The sequence below is a fragment of the Cryptosporangium aurantiacum genome (assembly GCF_900143005.1).
GTDB classification, from domain to species: domain Bacteria; phylum Actinomycetota; class Actinomycetes; order Mycobacteriales; family Cryptosporangiaceae; genus Cryptosporangium; species Cryptosporangium aurantiacum.
The window spans coordinates 261,358-281,010 of record NZ_FRCS01000004.1; the positions used below are offsets into that span (position 1 = coordinate 261,358).

Below are 19,653 nucleotides of genomic sequence, written 5' to 3' on the forward strand. Positions count from 1 at the left end.
GATCCGCTCGTTGGAGGCTGTGACGGGCCTTACCCGTCCGGTTCTACTGAGCTCCTGAGAGCCGTTCTTCCGGAGGCTCACCGGTGATGGCCGGGTCGATGCCTGTCCGGCTAGCGTAGCGCGGCCCCGGGAATTGACCGAACCAGTTACCTGTGTCACACCGCGTCACGTCTGATCGGGCTGACCAGTCCTCCGTTCGACAGTCCGCACGAACGGGAGATGATGATGACTACAGAGACCACGGACACCACGGACCGCGTCGAGATCACCCCGCGCCTCGCCGTGCACCAGTTCGCGCCGGAGGGCTACCGGGCGGTGCTGGCGCTGGAGAAGTACGTCGCGAGCAAGGTCGACCACGTCGTGTTCGAGCTGCTGAAGCTGCGGGCGTCGATGCTGAACGGCTGCTCGTTCTGCGTCGACATGCACTCGCGGGACGCCGCCGCGGCCGGTGAGGACACTCGGCGGCTGTTCGCGGTGGCCGCGTGGCGGGAGGCGCCATTCTTCACCCGCCGGGAGCGGGCGGCGCTCGCGCTGACCGACGCGGTGACCCGCCTCGGCGAGCACGGCGTCCCGGACGACGTCTGGGAGGAGGCCGCCGCGGTGTGGTCGGAGGAGGAACTCGCGAACCTGATCCTGGCCATCGGCACGATCAACCTCTGGAACCGGATCGCGATCACCACGCACACTCCGCCGCCGCTCACGGTGTGATCCATCCGCGGTCGCGTGGCCGGGCTCGGCCACGCGACCGGGCCCGGCGCCGTCAGTGCCGGTAGAGTGGGCGACGGAACGACGGAATCCGCCGGCCTGGTTGCCGGTTGGGTGTAGAGGCGCGCAGTGTGGCGAGCCCTGGACGCGAGAGGTTTCGTCACCGCGCGAGCGGCGTCACGTCGGCGCCGCACGGCCGGCTGATCGGTGCCCCGCCATCCAACGGGCGACCTCAGCGCGGCCACGCCGTCGTCTGGAAGGACTTCGTTGCTCTCAACCGAGCAGTCGCACACCCGTGCCCGCACCACCCCGCACCAACGCACTCCCGAGGAGCCGTCGTTCCTCGACCTGGGCGTGCCCGCCCCCGTTGTCGACGCACTCGCGACCGGCGGCGTTCTGACGCCGTTCCCGATTCAGGCCGCCACGTTGCCCGACACGCTCGCCGGTAAGGACGTTCTCGGTCGTGGACGCACCGGCAGCGGTAAGACGCTCGCCTTCGTGCTCCCGGTCGTCAGCCGCCTGGCGGCGGCTCCCACCCGGCGTCGGGCCGGTCGCCCGCGCGGGCTGATCCTGGTCCCGACCCGCGAGTTGGCCACCCAGGTGCATGCGGCGCTCCGTCCCTTGGCGGACGCCACCGGCCTCACCACGACGACCGTCTTCGGCGGCGTCGGCCTCGGAAAGCAGATCAGCACGCTGGCCGGCGGCATCGACATCCTGGTCGCGTGCCCCGGGCGGCTCGAGGAGCTGATCCGGATGGGGCACTGTGACCTCGGCGGCGTCGAGATCACCGTGCTCGACGAGGCCGACCACATGGCCGACCTGGGCTTCCTGCCGTCAGTCAAGCGCCTGCTCGACCGCACTCCGGCCGACGGTCAGCGGCTGCTGTTCTCGGCCACCCTCGACAACGGCGTCGACGTGCTGGTTCGCCGGTACCTCACGGCGCCGGTCACGCACTCGGTCGACCCGGCGGTGGCTCCGGTCGCGACGATGGTGCACCACGTGTTCCTGGTGGCGGCCGACACGAAGGCGGACGTCGTCCGGCAGCTGGCCTCGGGCCGGGACCGCAGCCTGCTGTTCACCCGTACCAAGAGCGGCGCCCGCCGGTTGGCACGATCGCTGACCGCCGCCGGTGTCCCGGCCGTCGACCTGCACGGCAACCTGGCGCAGAACGCCCGTGAGCGTAACCTCGCCGCGTTCTCGTCCGGTTCGGTGAAGGTGCTGGTCGCGACCGACATCGCGGCGCGTGGCGTGCACGTCGACGACGTCACGCTGGTCGTCCACGTCGACCCGCCGGCCGAGCACAAGGCGTACCTGCACCGGTCGGGGCGGACCGCGCGGGCCGGTGCGGACGGGGTCGTGGTCACGATCGCGACGCCCGACCAGCAGTCGGACGTGCGGGTGCTCGCGCGGAAGGCGGGAATCGCGCCGAAGACCGTAACGGTGCGGCCGGGCGCGGCCGAGATCCTGGCGCTGACCGGGCCGCCCGCGGAGTACGTGACGCCGCCGGTGGCCGCACCGGCCGCGAACGGCGGCGGGCGCGCTGGTGGCCGCAGCGGCGGAAACGCCGGTGGGCGCAACGGCGGGATCGCCGGTGGCCGCAACGGCGCGAACGCCGGTGGGCGCAGCGGCGCCGGCCGGAACCTCGGTGGCCGGAGCACGAACGGCCGCGGCGCGGTTGACCCGGGTGTCGGCGGCCGGGACACCGGCGGCCGTAGCGCGGGCGCCGTCGGCGGGCGTGGAGGCGGCCGGGGTGCGGTTGACCGCAGCGCAGGCGGCCGGACTGCTGGTGGGCGCACCGCAGGCGACCGCACCACCAGCGGGCGGAGCGCAGGCGGCCGGGGCGGCTCCGTCTACACCTCCAGCAGCGACGGCACCAGCGGCTACAGCGGCGGCGCGGCCGCGCACAGCGAGCGCTCCGGCGGTCGCCGTCGTCGGCCCCGCCGGGTCGCCTGATCGATCCACTCACGCCCGCTCCGCAGCTCGATCGCGGGGCGGGCGTGGTCTTGCCCGCACTGACTGGCGAGACGCGGGCCGTGCTGCCAGAGTGGCCACAGACGTATCCACACTGACAGAGGTCGACGATGGACACAGGCGATCTGGCACCGGACTTCGAGCTGCCCGACCAGGACGGCGTCCCACGCCGGCTAACCACGCTGCTGGCCGAGGGCGGCCCCGTCGTGCTGTTCTTCTACCCGGCGGCGATGAGCCCCGGCTGCACCGCCGAGAGCTGCCACTTCCGCGATCTCGCCAAGGAGTTCGCCGCGGTCGGCGCCCAGCGGATCGGCATCAGCAACGACCGGGTCGAGGTCCAGCAGGAGTTCGCCGGCCGCCACAGCCTCGACTACCCGCTGCTGTCCGACCTCGGCGGCGTCGTCGCGGCCGAGTACGGCGTCAAGCGCCGCCTCGGGCCGCTCGCGGTCAAGCGCCACACGTTCGTCATCGACGTGGACCGCCGCCTGCTCGCCGTGATCCGCAGCGAGCTCCGCATGTCCGTCCACGCCGACAAGGCCCTCGAGGTCCTGCGCGCACGGCCGGCCTGACAGCCGGCGCTCGAGCACCTCGGTGCCGCACAAACCACACAGGTAAATCCGAATCACGCCTGTCCGTCCGGTCACAATGACACGGCTGATCACCCCCTTTTGGCGGTGATCGCCATGATGTGCCCCCCAGCCCGGCAGCGACCCGTCCCACCATGGCGCGGTGACCGCAACAGCTCTCGAGAAGACCGCTGAAACCGCCGTCGACTTACCGGACGCTGTCCGAGCTCACGTCTCTCCCCCGCCGGAAAAGGGCAGATCGGAACGAAACCGCTACTTCGACGTCCTCCGCGCCGCCTCCATCGCCTGCGTCGTGCTGTATCACACGTTTCCGCTGGCAGTGCTCTCGTACTGGCCACGGATGGGCCTGCTGTTCGCGATCGCGGGTTCGCTCACCGCCCGGTCGCTGGACACGAACGTCCGGCGGGCGGTGGGCACGCGGCTGCGTCGTCTGCTGCTGCCGCTCTGGGTCGCCGCGCTGATCGCCGTTCCGCTGATGCTCGGCCTCGGCTGGCGTCCGGACGCCGGCTGGGAACTGCTGTTCTGGGTGGTGCCGTTCGCCGACCCGCCCGGCGCGCCGTGGGCCGGTCCGCTCACCGAGGTCCTCTGGTACCTGCGCACGTATTTTTGGCTGCTCCTGCTGTCCCCGCTGCTGCTGCCGCTCTTCCGGCGCTTTCCCCGGACGACGGTGCTGGTCCCGGTCACGGTGGCCGTCGCGATCGGCACCGGCCTGTTCGATGTGTGGACGCTGGGCGCGCACCTCGGTGCGGTGGTGCGGGACGCGTCGGTGTACCTCCCGTGCTGGCTGCTCGGTTTCGCCCACCGGGACGGGTGGATCGCGCACGCCCGACGCCGGCTCGTCCTGGTCGGCGGGGTGGCACTCGTACTCGCCGGCGTCGTCTGGGCCCTGGCGCACCCGGAGTCCGGCTCGGTCGACCTCAACGCGATCCCGCTGGCCCAGCTGCTGTACTCGGCCGGGATCGGGCTGCTCCTGCTGCGGGCCACGCCGCGCTGGGCCGGGCTGGAGCGTCGCTGGTGGCCGTACCAGCCGGTGAACTGGCTGGTGCTGGTCGTCAACCGGCGCGCGGTGGTGATCTACCTGTGGCACAACGTGGCGCTGGCGCTGAGCTTCCCGATCGGGACGGCGCTCGGCGTCTGGACGCTCGGGACCGTGGGCGGCATGGCGGCCTGCTGTGTGATCACGCTGGTGCTGATCTGCGCGGGGGTTGTGGCCGTGGGCTGGGTGGAGGACGTGTCCGCCGGACGTCGTCCGATGCTGCTACCTCGGCTGCCCGAACGGCGAGAAACCGCCGCGCCGTCGGCCGAAGGCCCGGGCCCCGGGCCGGCAGACGCACGTCCGGGCCCCGGGCCGGCAGACGCACGTCCGAGCCCCGGGCCGGCAGACGCACGTCCGGGCCCCGGGCCTGGGGGCGCGGCGGCGGAGCAGGCTGACGTCGAGGGCACCGGTGAGCAGACCGCGTGGGACCCGTGGGCGCTGCGCCTGCTCCGCGCCGACCAGATCCCCGCGGAGCAGAGCCACCCGATCCAGGTGGTCCACGCGGTCGGCATCGCGGGCGCCGAGGTCAGGGTCGGGCCGGCACCGGTGCTCGTGCGCGAGGTCGCGTGGTCGGCCTACCCCGGCAAGGACGAGCCGGAGCGCGGACGGCGCAGTGATCAGCGCGAGTTCTGAATCGTTCCTCACGTTCCTCTCATGGAGACGGACGGATGATCACGGATGTGAGCGAACGCCCCACCCGTAACCGCGACCTCTACCTGGATGCTCTCCGCACTGCGGCGATCATCCGGGTGGTCACGTACCACACGTTCGGTGGCAGCTGGCTGAGCTGGGTCTTCCCGGCGATGGGCGTGATGTTCGCGCTCGCGGGTGGCCTGATGGTGCGGTCGCTGGACCGACAGCCCGCGCTCACCGTGGTGCGCAACCGGTTCCGCCGGTTGCTCCCGGCGCTGTGGCTGTTCGGCCTCGTCATCATCCCGGTGATGATCTGGGGCGGCGGCGCGCTCAACACCTGGACCGACCCGAACACCGGCGAGCCGGTGCCGCTCTGGAAGCTGGTCTTCTGGGTGCTGCCGGTCTTCGACCCGCCCGGCAACGAGTTCGGCACGAACTTCACGGTCGTGCTCTGGTACCTGCGGACGTACCTGTGGCTGGTCGCGCTGAGCCCGCTTCTGCTCAAGGCGTTCCGCCGGTGGCCGGTGCCGACGCTCATCGCGCCGCTGGCCATCGTCGTCGTGCAGTCGTTCGGCATCATTCCGGGGCCGGACGAGGGCCAGGTCTGGGACCTGCTGTCGACGCTCGGCATGTTCGCGCCGTGCTGGATGCTCGGCTTCGCGCACCGCACCGGCAAGCTGGCGAAGGTTCCGCTGCCCGCGCTGCTCGGCATCGCGGCCGCGTGCGGGGTCGCGGGTGTGGCCTGGGCGCTCAACCACCCGATCGAGGGTGAGCCGGGGTCGACCTACGACCTCAACGGCATCCCGCTCGGGCAGGCGCTGTGGTCGATCGCGTTCATCATCCCGCTGCTACGGTTCGCGCCGGACGCCGGCTGGATCGGCCGGACGCCGTTCCTCGGGCGTCTGGTCGCGCTGGTCAACGCCAGGGCGGTGACGATCTACCTCTGGCACAACGTGATGATCGACGCGTCGTTCCCGGTCGACGACTGGTTGACGCGGTTCGGGCCCGTCGCAGGCGTGGTCGAGAGCCCGGCCTGGGACTTCCTGATGATCTGGATCCTCACCGCTGGGGCGGTCGTGCTGTTCGGCTGGGTGGAAGACTTGGCGGCGCGGCGCAAGCCGCGGCTGTTCCCGGTCGGTCCATCCGCCGCCCAACGGCGGGCGGAGTACGCCGCGGAGCGGCGCGCAGAGTACGCCGCGGAGCGGGCCGCCGCGGCCGAGCCGCCGACGCCCGTCGGAGCTGCGCCGGTCCCCGCGCGCCCCCAGCACGCCGCCGCGCGACCCCGGGGCCCGTATCGGGAGCAGCCCACGCACGCGTATCCGGTCCAGCGCTCGGCACCCCGCCACGGCGGCCCAAGCGAGCGTTACTGAGCGGAAACACAGTGAAAGGGCCTCATCCGCAGCTCGGATGGAGCCCTTTCGTCGACTGCTCTTCGAAACGCGTCCGAAACAGAAAGTGCGTAGAGCATTACTAGCAGTTTCTTGCGCATTCAACCAGTCGCCAAGTGTGCCGAGTTCATTCGACCAATCGCCAGAGTTCGCGACGTCGAAATACCCACGCCGCCCTGACGCAGCACAACATCGCCGGGCTGCGCCAGTATGAGGACATGCCTTCGACGGCCTCGGCGCCACTGCCGAACACCGCCACGCATCAAGGACGTGATCGGTACCTCGACACGCTCCGGGCATTAGCCCTCTTCCGGGTGGTCGCTTACCACGCATCCCCGGTCATGTGGTTCAAATGGCTCCCCTCGATGGGCATCATGTTCGCCCTCGCCGGGTCGCTCATGGTCCGCTCGATGGACAAGTCCGCTCCGCGGGCCGTGCTCAACCGTCTACGGCGTCTCCTACCTGTCCTATGGGTTTTTGGTGCCATATGGATTCCGGTAATGATCTGGCACGACGGCACGCCGGGTCAATGGGTGGACGCCGATGGCCGCTCGGTACCGACCTGGCAGCTCGTGTTCTGGCTGATCCCGGTGGGGAACCCGGTGGGCAGCACCTGGGGTGTCATCGGCTGGGGTGTTCTCTGGTACATCAAGACGTATCTGCTATTCGTCGCCCTCTCGCCACTGCTGCTCCCGGTTTTCCGCAGGCTTCCGTGGGTGACGATGGCCGCGCCGTTCGTCTTGCTCGCGCTCGTCGAGACCGAGGTGCTGCCGATCCGCGACTGGTGGGGCTCCTCGATCGGCGACGCGCTGACCTACCTGGGTTGCTGGCTCATCGGGTTCGCCCGCGCCGACGGGATACTGCAGCGGATGCGCCTCTCGGCGCTGCTCGCAATCGGTGGGGCGGTGGCACTGGCCGGCGTCGCCTGGCTGCTCGGTCCCGGCAATGCGGACGCCACGGCGAACGGTGAGAACCCGCTGTCACTGTTGAACAGCAACCTGGCGATCGGGCTCTTCTATTTCGGCAGCGTTTTCATCCTGATGCGCTTCTCATTCCGCATGGAATGGCTCACGCGCTTTCCGCTGCTCGACCGCACGATCACGATCTTCAATTCACGCGCGGTGACGATCTTCCTCTGGCACGGCATCGCATTGGCTATCGCGGTGAACGTGTTCTCCCAGATCGGGGTCTACCAGTGGTACATCTGGTTCCCGTTCGGCTGGGTGTTGATCGGCGCAGCGGTCCTGCTGTTCGGCTGGATCGAGGACGTTGCCGCCCGCCGGAAGCCCGAGCTGCTGCCGGGCGGGGTGCGGCGTCCGACGCCGGATCAGGCCGCGGACGCCGCACTACTGGCTCCCCCGCCCGCCGAGCTGGACGCGGCACCGGTCTCCCCGGCGCCCCGCGCGAACCAGCGCGTGGCCCGTGACCGCCCGGACGACCCGGACCCCGACTCGCCGCGTCTGCTGCCGTAACCCCCGGCAGCGACTGACGCGAAAGCGGGCTCTAAGCGTCGCTTAAAGCCCGCTTTCGCGTGAACACGGGTGGCTCAGGCCTCGGGGAACCAGATCTTGATCTCGCGCGCCGCCGACTCGGGCGAGTCGGACGCGTGCGCCAGGTTCTGCTGGTTGGAGAGCGAGTAGTCGCCGCGGATCGTGCCGGCGGCGGCCTTGCGTCCGTCGGTGGCGCCGATCAGCGCGCGGACGACCGAGATCGCCTGATCGCCGGAGAGGACGAGCGCCACCAGCGGCCCGGACGTGATGAAGTCACGCAGCGGCGGGTACCAGGCCTGCTCGAGGTGCTCGGCGTAGTGCTCGTCGGCGAGTGCGGCGTCGATCGTCCGCAGGTTCATCGCGTCGATCGTCAGGCCTTTGCGCTCGAACCGCCCCAGCACCTCCCCGACCAGACCGCGGCGGACGGCGTCGGGCTTGATCAGGACCAGCGTGCGCTCGGACACAGGGTGACTCCTCGTTCGGCCGGGCGTCGCGGCACTCGGCGGACAGCTTCGGCGGGTAGGGGCCACCGGGGGTGAACACCGGCAGCAGACGCGCATCGACCCGCCACCGGAGCGTACCGCCCGCGTGACACCCCTCTCATACGCCCCCGTGTGGGGGACGATCCGCGGCATTACAGCGGCTTTGCGCCCGCACCTGTGAACACTCAAAGCAAACCCGAGGGGCTCGCCTCATCCAAACCTCATGTAGCTCACGGAATATGTGATCGTGTCCGTGACCGCCCCCGCGCCGAAAACCGCGCCCGCAAAAGGTCGAGATCGTTATCTCGACACGCTGCGCGCGGTGGCGATCATTCGCGTGGTCACCTACCACGCGTTCGGCTTCGCCTGGTTCCCCTGGTTCCCGGCGATGGGCGTCATGTTCGCGCTCGCCGGGACGCTGATGGTGCGATCGGTCGACAAGTCACCGTTCCAGGCGGTCAAGAGCCGGTACCGCCGCCTCCTCCCGGTGCTCTGGGCGTTCGCGGCGATCTGGATCCCGCTGATGATCTGGCACGACGGCGCACCGTCGGAGTGGGGCTTCGGGACGAACGGCGACTCCCCGATCTGGCAGCTGGCGTTCTGGATCCTGCCGCTCGGTGACCCGCCCGGCAGCGAGTGGGGCGAAACCGCGTGGGGCGTCCTCTGGTATCTGAAGACGTATCTCTGGTTCGTCGCGCTGTCGCCGCTGCTGCTGAAGGTGTTCCGTAAGGCGCCGTGGCTGGTGCTGCTCTCGCCGTTCGCGCTGCTGGGCCTCGCCGAACTCGGGATCCTGCCGATGGAGGACTGGTGGGGCAGCACGCTGAACGACGTGCTGGTCTACCTGGGCTGCTGGTTGATCGGCTTCGCGCACGCCGAGGGCATCATCAAGCGCCTGCCGTTGCCCGCGCTCTTCGCGATCGGCGGCGTGACGATAGCCGCCGCGCTCGGCTGGCTGGCCGGGCCGGGTAACACCCAGGCGCTCGAGGCGGGCGGACAGGCCTGGTTCGTCGAGAACAGCAGCCTCACGCTGGCGCTGTACTCGTTCGGGGTCGTCTTCATCCTGATGCGGTATTCGTCGCGGATGGAGTGGCTCCAGCGCCACCGGGTGATCGACCGGATCATCACGATCTTCAACTCCCGCGCGGTGACGATCTACCTCTGGCACAACGCGGCGCTCGTGGTGGCGATGGGGATCACCGACCGGGTCGGCTTGTACCCCTGGATCGTCTGGTTCCCGCTGGCCTGGGTGTTGATCGGCGTCGCCGTCCTGGTGTTCGGCTGGATCGAGGACGTCGCGGCCAAGCGCAAGCCGGAGCTGCTTCCCGGCAAGACGAAGGCACCCGCGATCTCCGTTCAGCCGGGGTCGTCGGACGCGCCGGGTACCGGCGCGCCGGAGACCGCAGCGCCGGCTTCACCGGCACCGGCAGGGCCGGTAAGTGGCGGTCACTACGGATCCGCGGCCCCGTACGGCCACGCGGGGCCGCAGCAGCCGTACGACCCGTACCGCCGAGCCGGTCAGCCCGCCCCCGCCTACGGCGGCGCACCCCACTACGACGCACCCCACTACGACGCGCCCCACTACGACGCGCCCCGCTACGACGCGCCCCGCTACGACCCGCCGTACGCCGACGCCCGGCACAGCGACGCCCAGCACACCGACCCGCGGCAGGGCGGCGCGCGCTACGACGACGCCCGCCACAGCGACCCGCGACAGGGCGACCCGCGACAGGGCGACCCGCGACAGGGCGACCCGCGACAGGGCGACCCTCAGCAAGGCGGCGCGCGCTACGACGACGCCTGGCACGGCGACGCCCGGCACAGCGACCCGCGACAGGGCGGCTCGGGGTACGTCGATCCGCGTGTGAGCGATCCGCGGTACGGGCGGGCGAGCCCGCAGCCGCCGCAGCACGGAGCTCCGGCTGACGGCCGGTACGACGCACGCTACGGCGCGGCGCCCCGACCACGTCCGGGCGGTCGGAACGACGACCCGGACGCGGGACAGCCCGACCGCGGCCGGTATCCCGCGCAGCGCTGAACGCCAACGAACACCTGTTTATAACCGTGAACTAGACACATTGCGCGCTTGTGTTATGTCGCCGAATCATCCTTGCGCGCCCGATAGGAAGGCGATCATGGTCCGGTGACCACACAATCCACGCCTGCGCGCGCTGCGACCGGCAGCCGGGACCGGTACTTCGACGTCCTCCGGTTCCTCTGCATTCTGTGGGTGGTCGTCTACCACATCTTCTCGACCCAAGCCTGGCTCGGATTCTGGCCCGCCATGGGCTTACTCTTCGCCATCTCCGGTTCGCTGATGGTCCGATCGCTCGACCGTGGGGCGCTCCAGACGATCAAGAACCGGCTCCAGCGGCTGCTTCCGGTGCTCTGGCTGGCCGGGCTCATCGGTGTCCCGCTGATGTTCTGGCACGGCTGGCCGGCCGATGAGCGTCCGCCGCTCTGGCGTCTGGTGTTCTGGATCTTCCCGCTCGGCGACCCCCCGGGCTCCGAATGGGGCGCCTCGCTCACCGAGCCGCTCTGGTACATGCGGAGCATCGTCTGGTTCATCCTGCTCTCGCCGCTGCTGCTGATTCTGTTCCGCTGGTATCCGAAGACGATGATCGCGATTCCGCTCGCGGTGATGGTCGGGGTCGCCTTCGGGAAGATCGGCTTCGGGTGGGGCGGTGAGCTGGCCGAGGGCGCGCTCACCGACGGCTTCACGTTCCTCTCGCTGTGGCTGCTGGGTTTCGCGCACCGCGAGGGCATGCTGAAGAAGATCCCGGTCTGGGCGGTGGTCACGCTCGGCCTGGTGCTCGCCGGCGTCGCGACGTTCTGGGCACTGACTCACCAGCAGGGGAACAGCTACGACTTCAACCTGATCCCGGCGGGTCAGGCCATCTACTCGTTCGGCATCGTGCTGATTCTGCTGCGCTTCGCCCCGAAGTTCAGCTGGGTCGGCCGCAGCAAGGCGCTCGACCGGACGATCACGATCATCAACGGCCGCGCGATGGTCATCTACCTGTGGCACAACGTCGCGATCGAGCTGAGCTACCCGGTCGGCGACAAGATCAACGTCTGGCAGTACGGCGAGACCGCGGGTACTGCGATCTGCGCGGTGATCGCGATCCTGCTGACGCTCGCGGGCATGCTCGCGTTCGGCTGGATCGAGGACGTCGCCGCGCAGCGCCGTCCGCAGCTGCTGCCGAAGGACCTGGGCAAGAAGGCCGGCTCGCCGACCCCGGCTGCCGCCCCCGAGGCCGGTGCCGCGCAGGCCCCGGCGACCGCGGGTCTGCACGACAGCACGGTGGTACTCACCCACGTCGCCGCGCCGGAGGCGCGCCGCGGATCAGCGCCGGAGCCGCGCCGCGGATCAGCGCCGGAGCCGCGCAGTGGACCAGCGCCGGAGGCGCCTTACCGGTCAACGCCGGAGCCGCGCTACGAGCCAGTGCCGGAGCCGCGTTACGGATCAGCGCCGGAGCCGCGTTACGACGAGCCGCCGCGGCATCAGCATCGCGGCGAGGTCGGCTGGAGCGCCTACCCGGCCGAGCAGCCCCCGAACGATGGTCCCTCGCGGCGCGGCGGTCCGCCCCGCAACCGGTAACCAGCCCCGCCCGCCGGCGCCCGCGTCAGACGGGAGGGACAGGTCGAAGACCGCCCCACGTCAGACGGGAGGGAAAGGCCGAAGACCGCCCCGCGTCAAGCGGGAGGGAGACGTCGGAGACGGCCCACCGTCAGGCCGGGAGGGAGAGGGCGTCAGGCCGGGAGGGACAGGTCGAAGACGGCGCCGCCGCCCGGCCGCGGCGCCGCGGTCAGCGTCCCCCCGTGCAGGTCTGCGGCCCACAGCGTGATCGACAGCCCCAGGCCGATCGATCCACCGCTGCTCTGGAACCGGCCGAACAGGGCCGAGGCCACCGCCGGATCCACCCCCGGGCCCCGGTCGCTGACCGTGATCCGGCCCGGTTGCCGTACGACGACGTCGACCTCCGCCGGGACGCCCGGGTGGTGGCCGTGCCGCAGCGCGTTCTCGATCAGGTTGGCGACCGCTCGGGTCACCAGGTGGGCGTCGGCGCGGATCGTGCACTCGTCGGCGGTGAACGTGACCCGGTCGCGGGCGCCGGGGCCGCCCACCGGGTCGACCATCTGCTCGACGATGCTCTCCACCAGCTGATCGAGCCGGAGCGGTTCCTTGTTCAGGTGCTGGACGCCCGCGTTGAGCCGGGCCCTGGTCAGCAGGTCGTCGATGATGCCGCCCATGCGCGCGGAGAGCGCGACCGCACGGGGCAGCAGGTCCGACCGCTGCCCGGGGTCGGCGAGGGCGGCCTCCGCCAGCGTCCGGAGCGTCGCGACCGGCGTGCGCAGGTCGTGCGCGGCGTCGGCGAGGAACGCCTCCTGCCGTTCGAGCGCGTCCACCGCGGGCCGCATGCTCCGCCCGGACACGGCATGGCCGGCCAGCGCCGCCAGCGTCACGAGCGTGACGCACCCGAGGATGAGCGCGGCGACCAGCTTGTCGTGCTCCTCCTGGCCCTCGGTCGGGTCGCCGACCACCACGACCGCGCCTGCGGCGTCCCCCTCGTTGTTGTAGAGCGGTGCTGCCAGCAGCCGGGTGGGTTCGCCGTCGTCGTCCGTACCGTCGCCCCGGACGATCGTGCCCTCGTCCACCGCCTCCGCCGCAATCGCGTACAGACGGGACGCCCGGACCTCCAGCGCCGGATCGGTGCTGGTGAACACCGACCGTTGCGGCGGCGTCCCCAGCAGCACGACCAGCTGCGGCGATCCGGACGACACCTCGTCCTGGGAGATGTCCTGGAGCTGGATGCCGGAGTCGGTGAAGTAGAGCAGCGCGACCGCGGTCCGCGCCCTGGTCTCCATCGCGTTGTCGAGCCGGGTCTCGCGCAGGTGGGTGTCGGTATTCACCGCGAGGGCGGCCAGCGCGACCAGCCCGCAGGCGGCCACCACCGTGTAGAGGACGGTCAGCCGCCACCGCAGCAGCCGCAGCGACCGGCGGACGCCGACCGTGCCCTGCTGCGGCGTCCGCCGCCGCCGGAACCAGCGGCCCGGACGCCGTCGCGGTGACGACGCGGGGGCCGGGGACTCGACCGGCGGGGTGGCGACCACGGTCAGCCGTACGCCCGGTCGCCTGCGTCCTCGCGCGCCAGCACATAACCGGCGCCGCGCACGGTCTGGATCAGCGAAGGCCCGCCGAGTTTCCGCCGGAGCTGCCCCACCAGCACGTCGACGACGTTCGACATCGGCTCGGCCATCGCGTCCCAGCAGTGCTCGATCAGCATCGTGCGGCTGACCACCTCACCGGCATGGTTGGCCAGCAGCTCGAGTACCGCGAACTCCTTCGCGGTCAGCGTCAGCAACACCCCGCCACGCCGCACCTGCCGTCGGGGGACGTCGATCTCCAGGTCCGCGACCTGCAGAACCGGCGAAGCCGGTGGGCCGGTCGCGAGCGACCGCCTGCCGAGGCTCAGCACCCGTGCGACGAGCTCGGCCACCGCGAACGGTTTGACCAGGTAGTCGTCGCCGCCGTGTTCGAAGCCCGCCACCCGGTCGGCGACGCTGTCGCGCGCGGTCAGGAACAGCACCGGTGTGGTCCAGCCCTGCCGACGCCGCCCGGCCACGTAGTCGACGCTGTCGCCGGCGGGCAGCATGCGGTCGAACACCACACAGGCGTACGCGTTGATCAGCACGGCTTCGTCCGCCGCCGGGATGTCCCCCACCAGGTCGACGGCCAGCCCGGCGCCGCGCAGCGCCGCCGCGACCGCGTATCCCAGGTCGGCGTCGTCCTCGACCACGAGCACCTTCACGCGGACACTCTGCCACGCGGACTCGGCGCACCACACGACGAAGGGCCTGCCGGTGTTCGCCGGCAGGCCCTTCGTCGTTCGATCAGTTCGGTTGGCCAGGGGCCGTGAGCCCCGTGCGGTGCAGCTTGTGCCACCGCAACCGGGCGCCGGTCAGCGCCGTCACGACCGACTGGATCATGACCGCGTACATCAGCTGCCGGTAGACGAACTGCTGGGCCGGTAGCGACCACAGCGGCCCGAGTTTCTCCTTGTCCAGCTTGAAGGCGAAGACCGCCAGGAAGAACTGGAGCGCGAGCATGCCGATCCAGGCCGCCGCGGAGAGCGCCGCGTCGTACGCGACCAGCCCGTAGAGCGCGAAGACGTCGATCAGCGGCGCGAACAGCGGGAGACCGACCTGGAAGATGCCGAGGAAGATCAGGCCGAAGCGCCCGAACCGACCCGACGGGCCCTTCTCGACCACCGCGTGGCGGTGCTTCCACATCGCCTGCATCGTGCCGTAGCTCCAGCGGTACCGCTGCTTCCACAGCTGCTGGATCGTCGAGGGCGCCTCGGTCCAGGCGCGCGCCTTCTCCTCGTAGACGACCTTCCAGCCGGCGCGGCCCATCGCGATCGTGAGGTCGGTGTCCTCGGCCAGCGTCTCGTGCGAGACCCCGCCGACGTCATTGAGCGCCTCGCGGCGGAACGCGCCGATCGCACCCGGGATCGTCGGCATGCACTGGAGGATGTCGTACATCCGCCGGTCGAGGTTGAAGCCGATCACGTACTCGATGTGCTGCCAGCGCGCGACGATGCTCTGCCGGTTACCGACCTTCACGTTGCCCGCGACGCCGCCGACCCGCGGGTCGGCGAACGGCTGCACGAGCTCGTACACCGAGTCGGGCTCGAAGATCGTGTCGCCGTCGACCATGACGATGATGTCGGCGCGCGCCCACGCGGTGCCGATGTTCAGCGCTGCGGGTTTACCGCCGTTGGGTACTCGGACCACACGGACGTTCGCGAAGCCGAGGCTCTCGGCGATCTCCGCGGTGTTGTCGCTGGAGCCGTCGTCGACCACGATCACTTCGACCATCGGATAGTTGCTGGTCGCCAGCGATCTGACAGCGGCTGCGATGCCTTCCTTCTCGTTGTAGGCAGGCACCACGACCGAGACCGGTTCGAGGACCTCCGGCCCCCAGCGGAAGTTCTTCGACCTTCGTTTGCGGGCGTGGACCGTGGCCAGCACGAGCATCAGCACCAGGCGGGCCAGCGTCAGCACTCCGACGACCGTCAGCAGCGCCACCAGGCCCTTGACGAACCAGCCGGACGCCTGGACGACCCAGATCATGGCCTTGCCTCGCCAGATCTCCCCGGACGTCGCCGGCTGCATCGCGTTGAACGTGTTGCCGCCGGTCTTGTTCCAGTCCGGCGACAGCTTCAGGCCCTCGCCGACCGTGACGAACGTGTACCCCTCGTTCTTGAACCGGGGCAGCATGATTTCCATCGCCTCGAGCGTCTGCCGACGATCGCCACCGGCGTCGTGGAACAGCGAGACGGCGCCCTGCCCCTTCTTGGGGTAGGCGTTCTCGACGATCTTCTCGGCGCCGGGCTTCTCCCAGTCGAAGCTGTCGGTGTCGTTGACGACGTTGAGGTAGCCGAGCTTCCCGGCCTCCACGACGATCGGCCAGTAGATGTTGTCGATCGCGCCCGGCTGCGAGGAGTACGGGAAGCGCAGGAGCGACGTCGTGACGCCGGCGGCGCCGACGATCGCCATCTGCGTCTGCGAGTACTGGAGCTTGCGCTCCCACTCGCTCATCTCGGACATCTCGGGGTGGGTGAAGCTGTGGATGCCGACCTCGTGGCCTTCCTCGACCATCCGCTCGACGAGGTCGGGATGCTCGGTGACGGCGGAGCCCACGACGAAGAACGTCGCCTTGACGTCGTACTTGGCAAGCAGATCGAGGACCTTCGGCGTCCACTTGGGATCCGGTCCGTCGTCGAAGGTCAGCGCGATGTGCTTGGCCGGCAACGAGTAGTCGTACGGCTTGTCGTGCGTGGTGTCGATGATCGGGCCGCCGGTGAGGATGTCCTCCGGGACCTCGTCGTTCGCACCCGAGTTGTGGATGTTCTTCGGCGTGGCCACCTGCGCCTGGACGTACGCCTGCACCATCAGGACCGCGACCAGCACGAGCAGCAGGAACCCGACGAACAGGAAGCGCGGGCGCGGCGGGACCTTGCGGGCCTCGCCGCCGTCACCGCCACCGCCGCCGGGCGGCAGGTTGGCGGGTCCGCCGCCTTCACCGAACGTCGGTGGGTTCACCGGCGGACGCTGTTGCGGGAACTGCGGCACCTGCTGCGGAGACGGGGCCGCAGCCGGGTTGGCCGGCTGCGGGTAGCGCTGCTGCGGGTACTGCGGCTGGGGGTACTGGGTCGGCTGCGGGACGCGCCCGTATTGCCCAGGCTGCATCTCGGTCAGCTCTCCGTGGAGGACTCAGGGGTCGCGGTGATGGGGGCGGCGGTCGTCGGCGCTGACGTGGTCGCCGGTGGGTCGGCCGGAGCGCTGGTCTGCGACCCGCCGCCACCGGTGCCACCGCCGGTGCCCGTCGTCGGGGCAGCGGTGGTGGCTGCCGGGGTGGTCGCGGCAGGCGTCGTCGGTGCCGGGGTGGTCGCGGCGGGCGTCGTCGGTGCCGGGGTGGTCGGCGCGGGCGTCGTCTTGCTCGGCGTCGGCACCACGGTGGTCTTGGTCGGCGCGGGCACCACCGGCGGCTTCGCCGTGGTGGCACTCGGCTTCGGCGTCGGGGCCCCCGGCTTCGGGGTGCCGCTCGTCGAGCCGGGCTTGGGTGTGGCCGTGCTGCCGATCCGGAAGCCGCGCTCGTTGCTGTCGCCACGGGCGATCTGCTCGTCGCTCACCGCGGACATCGAACTCTCGGGCTCGGGGTTCGCGAGCGGGGCGGCGGTCGGCATGCCGGGAACGGGAAGAAGTGCGTTGGGGGCGATCGGCCCGCCTGCGAAGCTCAGTCCGAGCATGGCCGCGTACGCGACGCCGAGGCCACCAGCGACGAAGCCGAGGGTCCGAAACCGCCGCTTGCGCTTACCGGTCGAGTCCACGAAAACCGGAGCGACGACGATGTCTTCAGGTAAGACCTCGACCTGCACCGTATCGGAATTCAGCCCTGATTCCACGTGTGCACCTTAAGCGATATCTCAAAGACGTCAACGAAACCGACAAGAAAGACTTCCGCCCCAGTTAGTTCATTTTCGGACGGACATGGAGGGGTGAAACGGGCATCATGGACAGTACTGTTAATCCGAAGTCACCTATCTGACATAGAACCTCAACTGTTCGACGGAACGAGACTCGCCGGTACAGATCCGATATGGGCCGGGCGTCTTAAAACTCAGACGTCCACCCCGTCGGCTCGGTTCGCCCGGAGGACGAAAAAAATTACCGGGAGTAGTGACGGCGTCGCGGACCAGAGTGGCCTCTCGCGCCCCCGCAGCACCCGTTCATCGAGCATCCTGCCAGGTCACAGCGCCCTGATACGTCACCGAGCGGACACCACAGTGTTTCCCTACTGACACTCCACGTTGTATACGTGACGCAACCGGAGCAGCCGGTCGACGGTTACGGAAAGACACCAGATCGCTACGCATTCGACAGAGCGATCGGATTCGGGCGAGTTTCGTGGCACACCTGTAAGACGCCCGAGAACCGCCGAACGTTGCTTCTCCTCAGCGAATATTTTTCGTCACTCAGGAAACACACGAATCACACAGATAGCGATCCAGGCTTACAAAAAATAACTCATTGAGTGCAGCTGATTACTGCGCGCTACCCAGCACGGTTTTCCGGACGTTGAGGACATAGATCCACACGAGAAGGAAAATGATGCCCACCGCGCCCAGCATCCAATGCACGACGCCGCTCACGACGATGAGAACCTGCAGGACGGTCGTCGCGGTCCAGGCCCAGCTGTACCGGAGCAGCCCCGCGGCCAGCAGGCAGAGCAGCGCGAGCCCGCCGGCCAGCCCGGCCGCAGCGCCCGAGGCATCCGGGACCAGCGTGCGCAGCGGCTGGATCGCCAGCAGCAGCACCAGGAACTCGAGCCCGAGCGTGGCCGCGCCGACACCACGGACCGCCGCGCCGGGATTCTTCAGCCCGGACGGCCGCGCCGGCTCCTCGTCCGTGTTCGGGACGTCGTCGTCGGTACCGGTCATCGGGCCAGCAGCCTCCGTGCGTCCGCTGCGGTGACGACCGACCCGGTGACCAGCACGCCTGCCCCGGCCAGCGGTGCGTCGCCGCCGTCGTCCTCCTCGGCGATCGTCACCGCCGACTCGATCGCGTCGTCCAGCCGGGATGCGACGTCGACCCGGTCGGCGCCGAAGACGTCGACCGCCACCGCGGCGAGCGCGTCGACCGGCAGCCGCCGCGGCGAGGAGTTCTCGGTCACCACGATCGCGTCCGCCACCGGTTCGAGCAGCTCCAGCATCCCCCGGTAGTCCTTGTCGTCGAGGACCGCGACCACCGCGACGAGCTTGCGGAACGCGAACGCCTCCGCCATCGCCTGCACGGTCGCGGTCATCCCGGCCGGGTTGTGAGCCGCGTCCACGAGGACGGTCGGCGACGTGCGCAACCGCTCCAGGCGTCCGGGCGAACGAACCGCCGCGAAGCCGTCCCGGACCGCGTCGGCGGCGAGCGGACGTCCGGGAGCCGCGCCGAGGAAGGCTTCGACCGCGGCGAGCGCCAGCACGGCGTTCTGAGCCTGGTGCGCGCCGTACAGCGGCAGGAAGATCTCGTCGTACTCGCCGGCCAGACCCTTCAGCCGGAGCTGCTGGCCGCCGACCGCGATCGCCCGATCGAGGACGCCGAACTCCACGCCCTCACGGGCGACCGACGCACCGACCGACGCCGCACGAGACACCAGCGGCTCGATGGCCTCGGCCGGCTGCACCGCGGTGATCACGCTGGCGCCCTCGTGGATGATGCCGGCCTTCTCGGTCGCGATGCTCGTGACCGAACCCCCGAGCAGCGCGGCGTGATCCAGGCTGATCGGCGTGACCACCGCGACGCCGGCCTCCAGGACGTTCGTCGCGTCCCACTCGCCGCCGAGGCCCACCTCGACCACCGCGACGTCGACCGGGGCGTCGGCGAACGCGGCGAACGCCATCGCGGTCGTGAACTCGAAGTAGGTGACCGGGTCCCCACCGGCCTGGGAAGCACTGTTCTTGGCGTCGAGCAGGTCGGCCATCGGCGCGACCTCGTCGTAGGCCGCGGCGAACTTCCCGGCCGGGATCGGGTCGCCGTCGAGCGAGATCCGCTCGGTGACCGACTCCAGGTGCGGGCTGGTGTACCGGCCCGCCCGTAGCCCGAAGGCCTTGAGGAGGCTGTCGATCATCCGGGACGTCGAGGTCTTGCCGTTGGTGCCGGTGAGGTGGATCGCGGGATAGGCCCGCTGCGGGTTACCGAGCAGGTCGAGCAGCGCGACGATCCGCTCCCGGTCGGGCACCATCCGGCCCGGGCCGCGGGCGTTGAGGCCCGCCTCGGCCCGTGCCAGCTCCGCCGCTTCCTCGGCCG

The 19,653-nt window shown here is 70.2% G+C and carries 15 protein-coding genes; 8 read left to right on the forward strand and 7 right to left on the reverse strand.

Features of this window, described 5'->3' with window-relative positions; genetic code table 11:
• The first annotated feature begins 222 nt into the window (after positions 1 to 222).
• The 6 genes from BUB75_RS15590 to BUB75_RS15615 all read left to right on the forward strand — a co-directional run bounded on the left by BUB75_RS15590 (position 223) and on the right by BUB75_RS15615 (position 7,792).
• On the forward strand, positions 223 to 708 hold the full coding sequence (locus tag BUB75_RS15590; RefSeq protein WP_425430890.1) for a carboxymuconolactone decarboxylase family protein: 486 nt from the start codon (positions 223 to 225) through the stop codon (positions 706 to 708).
• Between the two features lie 264 nt (positions 709 to 972).
• Positions 973 to 2,658: a DEAD/DEAH box helicase gene (locus BUB75_RS15595; protein ID WP_084741219.1), complete on the forward strand. Its 1,686-nt coding sequence runs from the start codon at positions 973 to 975 to the stop codon at positions 2,656 to 2,658.
• A gap of 128 nt (positions 2,659 to 2,786) precedes the next feature.
• Positions 2,787 to 3,245, forward strand: a complete 459-nt coding sequence (locus tag BUB75_RS15600; protein ID WP_073257759.1) for a peroxiredoxin — start codon at positions 2,787 to 2,789, stop codon at positions 3,243 to 3,245.
• 160 nt (positions 3,246 to 3,405) lie between these two features.
• Positions 3,406 to 4,932: an acyltransferase family protein gene (locus BUB75_RS15605; protein ID WP_073257761.1), complete on the forward strand. Its 1,527-nt coding sequence runs from the start codon at positions 3,406 to 3,408 to the stop codon at positions 4,930 to 4,932.
• A gap of 35 nt (positions 4,933 to 4,967) precedes the next feature.
• Positions 4,968 to 6,302 (forward strand): acyltransferase family protein, encoded by a 1,335-nt coding sequence (locus BUB75_RS15610; protein ID WP_073257763.1) that lies wholly within the window; start codon positions 4,968 to 4,970, stop codon positions 6,300 to 6,302.
• Positions 6,303 to 6,538: 236 nt separating this feature from the next.
• The gene (locus BUB75_RS15615) at positions 6,539 to 7,792 is read left to right on the forward strand and encodes an acyltransferase family protein (protein WP_073257765.1); all 1,254 of its coding nucleotides are present in this window, start codon (positions 6,539 to 6,541) and stop codon (positions 7,790 to 7,792) included.
• A gap of 74 nt (positions 7,793 to 7,866) precedes the next feature.
• On the opposite strand, the gene ndk is transcribed toward BUB75_RS15615, so the two are convergent.
• A complete protein-coding gene (ndk, locus tag BUB75_RS15620; protein ID WP_073257766.1) occupies positions 7,867 to 8,274 on the reverse strand; it encodes a nucleoside-diphosphate kinase in 408 nt (135 codons plus the stop codon).
• 271 nt (positions 8,275 to 8,545) lie between these two features.
• Here ndk and BUB75_RS47125 point away from each other — a divergent pair, with 271 nt between their 5' ends.
• Positions 8,546 to 10,327, forward strand: coding sequence for an acyltransferase family protein (locus tag BUB75_RS47125; protein ID WP_281248326.1), 1,782 nt, complete (start codon positions 8,546 to 8,548; stop codon positions 10,325 to 10,327).
• A gap of 105 nt (positions 10,328 to 10,432) precedes the next feature.
• Positions 10,433 to 11,890 (forward strand): acyltransferase family protein, encoded by a 1,458-nt coding sequence (locus BUB75_RS15630; RefSeq protein WP_073257770.1) that lies wholly within the window; start codon positions 10,433 to 10,435, stop codon positions 11,888 to 11,890.
• Between the two features lie 152 nt (positions 11,891 to 12,042).
• Here the strand turns inward: BUB75_RS15630 and BUB75_RS15635 are convergent, their stop codons facing one another.
• From BUB75_RS15635 to BUB75_RS15660, 6 genes are all read right to left on the reverse strand, one after another.
• Complete coding sequence (locus BUB75_RS15635; RefSeq protein ID WP_084741223.1) at positions 12,043 to 13,404, reverse strand: sensor histidine kinase; 1,362 nt, start codon at positions 13,402 to 13,404, stop codon at positions 12,043 to 12,045.
• A gap of 2 nt (positions 13,405 to 13,406) precedes the next feature.
• Positions 13,407 to 14,096, reverse strand: coding sequence for a winged helix-turn-helix domain-containing protein (locus BUB75_RS15640; protein WP_073258436.1), 690 nt, complete (start codon positions 14,094 to 14,096; stop codon positions 13,407 to 13,409).
• An 88-nt stretch (positions 14,097 to 14,184) separates the two neighbouring features.
• A complete protein-coding gene (locus BUB75_RS15645; RefSeq protein WP_218617540.1) occupies positions 14,185 to 16,545 on the reverse strand; it encodes a bifunctional polysaccharide deacetylase/glycosyltransferase family 2 protein in 2,361 nt (786 codons plus the stop codon).
• A 5-nt stretch (positions 16,546 to 16,550) separates the two neighbouring features.
• The gene (locus BUB75_RS15650; RefSeq protein ID WP_143175231.1) at positions 16,551 to 17,261 is read right to left on the reverse strand and encodes a hypothetical protein; all 711 of its coding nucleotides are present in this window, start codon (positions 17,259 to 17,261) and stop codon (positions 16,551 to 16,553) included.
• A gap of 639 nt (positions 17,262 to 17,900) precedes the next feature.
• A complete protein-coding gene (locus tag BUB75_RS15655) occupies positions 17,901 to 18,296 on the reverse strand; it encodes a DUF4233 domain-containing protein (protein WP_073257774.1) in 396 nt (131 codons plus the stop codon).
• Positions 18,293 to 19,588: a glutamate ligase domain-containing protein gene (locus tag BUB75_RS15660; RefSeq protein ID WP_084741370.1), complete on the reverse strand. Its 1,296-nt coding sequence runs from the start codon at positions 19,586 to 19,588 to the stop codon at positions 18,293 to 18,295. The genes BUB75_RS15655 and BUB75_RS15660 overlap by 4 nt, the downstream gene beginning before the upstream one ends.
• Between the last annotated feature and the right edge of the window lie 65 nt (positions 19,589 to 19,653).

Coding starts and splice junctions, on each gene's coding strand:
- BUB75_RS15610 (WP_073257763.1), top strand. CDS start 4,968: ATGATCACGGATGTGAGCGAACGCCCCACCCGTAACCGCGACCTCTAC.
- BUB75_RS15590 (WP_425430890.1), top strand. CDS start 223: ATGATGACTACAGAGACCACGGACACCACGGACCGCGTCGAGATCACC.
- BUB75_RS15615 (WP_073257765.1), top strand. CDS start 6,539: ATGCCTTCGACGGCCTCGGCGCCACTGCCGAACACCGCCACGCATCAA.
- BUB75_RS15655 (WP_073257774.1), bottom strand. CDS start 18,296: ATGACCGGTACCGACGACGACGTCCCGAACACGGACGAGGAGCCGGCG.
- BUB75_RS15600 (WP_073257759.1), top strand. CDS start 2,787: ATGGACACAGGCGATCTGGCACCGGACTTCGAGCTGCCCGACCAGGAC.
- BUB75_RS15660 (WP_084741370.1), bottom strand. CDS start 19,588: ATGGTGCCCGACCGGGAGCGGATCGTCGCGCTGCTCGACCTGCTCGGT.
- BUB75_RS15645 (WP_218617540.1), bottom strand. CDS start 16,545: ATGCAGCCTGGGCAATACGGGCGCGTCCCGCAGCCGACCCAGTACCCC.